Source organism: Candidatus Cloacimonadota bacterium, from assembly GCA_011372345.1.
In the GTDB taxonomy this organism is placed as follows: Bacteria; Cloacimonadota; Cloacimonadia; order Cloacimonadales; family TCS61; genus DRTC01.
The window spans coordinates 1-2803 of the sequence record DRTC01000403.1 but is presented as its reverse complement, the minus strand read 5'-3'; the positions used below and the strand labels follow the sequence as shown (position 1 = coordinate 2803).

Below are 2803 nucleotides of genomic sequence, written 5' to 3'. Positions count from 1 at the left end.
ATTTAAACTCATGAATTTTATTTTTCTTGAGACGAAATCAGTTGCTCATAACATCACTATTTTGTCAATAAAGTATTGATGGTTTATTTGACAAAAAAATGATTCAAAGAGAAAAGGCATCCAAAAAAGGAGAACCAAAGTTGAAGAAAATTCTTTTTCTTATTACGATTTTATTTTTTCTTTCTTGCTCTTTAAAAGAAAGCAAACCTGAAAAAATATTAGATGATTGGAAAATGTTGTTAGAAGAAGTTCGGGATGATTCAATCCGGATAAATGAAGTTAAATCCGAAATTAGAAATCAGGCATCAGAATTATCACAATCTGAAACTGATCCGGAAAAACTTTTTGTTGCTTTTTCAGGTTTTCAACTTTTGGAAAACCATCAGGACAGCTTGAGAGCAGAAAAGATCAAAAATACAATTATTGAAAAATTCCCGGAATCCGAGCAGACCTATAACCTGGCAAATTCAGAGTTTTACGATAAAGTTTATCCGATCTGGCGAAACGATTCCCTGAAGATCGAAGTGATTTCAGAATTGCTCTTGAAATATCCGAAAACAAACTGGCGTCGCACGATGTATTTGTATTTGCTGTATTCCCTGCAGAATGAAGAAAAAATCAATGATTTGAAAAATGTTTTATCAGAGTTCAGAAACGCTTTTCCTGATGATTATCTGCCGTATGTTCGCTCTGCAAGTTATTTATTTAAGAACAAAACAGATTCAACATTAGCTCTGGAATTAGCTCGAAAAGGATTTTCCATATCATTCGATTATCCAACACTTGATTATTTTCCGCCAATGGAATGGGATTTGGAAAAAAGAGCAGCTTCAGTTAATTCTGCTGCAATCCTTACCGAGATATTGGTTGGATTCGAGGAATATTCTGAAGCAAAAGAAATCTTGTTAAATATAATCGATAACAATCAGCTCGGGATCGATGATGAAACGACTTTAGGTCAATGCTACTATTTATTGGCAAAATCGTATGAAGGTTTGCAGGAAATTGAAAAAGCAAAAGACTCTGCAATTAATGCAATCATTTCGGGAGATTCACGAAATGTTTACACTTCCAAATCTGATACTCTTTTCAGGGAGTTTATGAATCTTCAACAAACAGATAAAAATGAAGTCATTAGCATCATCAGAAATCGGATAAACTATGAAGATGTGGAATTCACCGATGTTTCTGAAGAGTATGGTTTGAAAGATATTTCTGCAGGACGAATTGCCTGGGGAGATTTTGATAATGACGGTTTTCAGGACATGCTTTTAAATGGTAACAGGCTTTTCAGAAATGATAACGGAAGATATTTTACGGAAGTCACAAAACAGGTTTTTCCCGACACGATTCGAGCAAACGGTGGATTGTGGGGAGATTTCAATAATGACGGAAACCTCGATATTGTCACGAAAGAACCTGAATCAATCTGGCTGAATTTTAATGGAATATTCAAAAAAGCTACTGGTGAAAATTCTTTGAAGGACAATGAAGTCTCAACTGAAGGAATAGGAATCGGAGATGTCAATAATGATGGATTTATCGATATTTATTTTGCTAATTATGAGAAGAATTATGTTTATGAAACCGATCAATTCTTTGTTGGGATCGGAAATGGTAAATTCCAGGAACTGACTGAAAAATCAGGATTGATTCCTAAAGATGGAAAAAATCGAGCTGGACGCGGTGTAAATTTCGGAGATTTTGATAATGATTCAAATCTGGATATTTTTGTTTCCAATTACCGTTTAACAGAAAATTTTCTCTGGAAAAATGACGGAACCGGTGTTTTCACGAATGAAGCTCGAAATCTTGGTGTTTCCGGAATTGAGATCGATAACTGGTGGGGACATACGATCGGATCCGAATGGGGAGATTTCGATAATGACGGCGATTTTGACCTGATCACAGCAAATCTGGCTCATCCTCGATATATCGATTTTTCCAATAAAACCATGCTCTATGAGAATCTGGGTGATCCAAACTGGAAGTTCAAAGATATTCGAAGATCTGCTGGAATTCGATTTGAGGAAACTCATTCCGAACCTGCCTGGGGTGATCTGAATAACGACGGATTTCTCGATCTTTATATTAATTGTGTTTATGAAGGACGCAGGTCGTTTTTGTATATGAACAACGGTGATAAAACTTTTCGTGAAATCACTTTTTTAGCGGGAGTTCGGCATTTCAATGGTTGGGGAGTTGCTTTTGCAGATCTTGATAATGATGGTGATCTTGATATTTTAGCTGCTGGTGGAAAAATCCAGCTTTTCAGAAATGAAACTCCAAATCCTGGTAACTGGCTGGAAGTGAAAGTTGTTTCCAAAGATCATGTAGATGGTATAGGAACCAGATTGACTTTATCTAATGAAAAAATAAACTTAATAAGAGAAATTCAGGGAGGTAAGGGAACCACAAATCAGCACTCTTTGGTTCAACATTTCGGTTTAGGAAATTGGAAAATTCCTTTTGAACTTGAAGTAAGATTTCCTTCCGGAAAAGTAAAAAATATCAAAATAAATAAGTTGAATAGATTGATAGAATTTAGAGAATAATTTAAATATTTCTTAAAATTATAAGATAGATGTTCGAGAAAAATTCAGCAAAAATTTTGATAACAATCCCTCTTTAAAGGTAATTTTAACAAGATCATCATTTATAATATTGCTGACATTTCCATTATTGGTGTTTGGAAGAATAAAGAAAAAAATTGCAAACAAGATAATAATAACGATGATCAAAGTAGTAATTAAAAAAAATAAATTAGAATATCTTTTTTTCATCATTTGCTGATATTCAGTTT

1 protein-coding gene is annotated in these 2803 nt (G+C 34.1%); it reads left to right on the top strand.

Annotation, left to right across the window (positions count from 1 at the left end; all coding sequences use genetic code 11):
* The first annotated feature begins 98 nt into the window (after positions 1-98).
* Positions 99-2555 carry a CRTAC1 family protein gene (locus tag ENL20_07905; GenBank protein HHE38484.1) on the top strand — a complete coding sequence of 819 codons (2457 nt, stop codon included), beginning with the start codon at positions 99-101 and terminating at the stop codon, positions 2553-2555.
* Positions 2556-2803 lie beyond the last annotated feature (248 nt).

Bases quoted from the DNA above. Each gene is read 5' to 3' on its own strand.
- ENL20_07905 (HHE38484.1), top strand. From the start codon at position 99: ATGATTCAAAGAGAAAAGGCATCCAAAAAAGGAGAACCAAAGTTGAAG.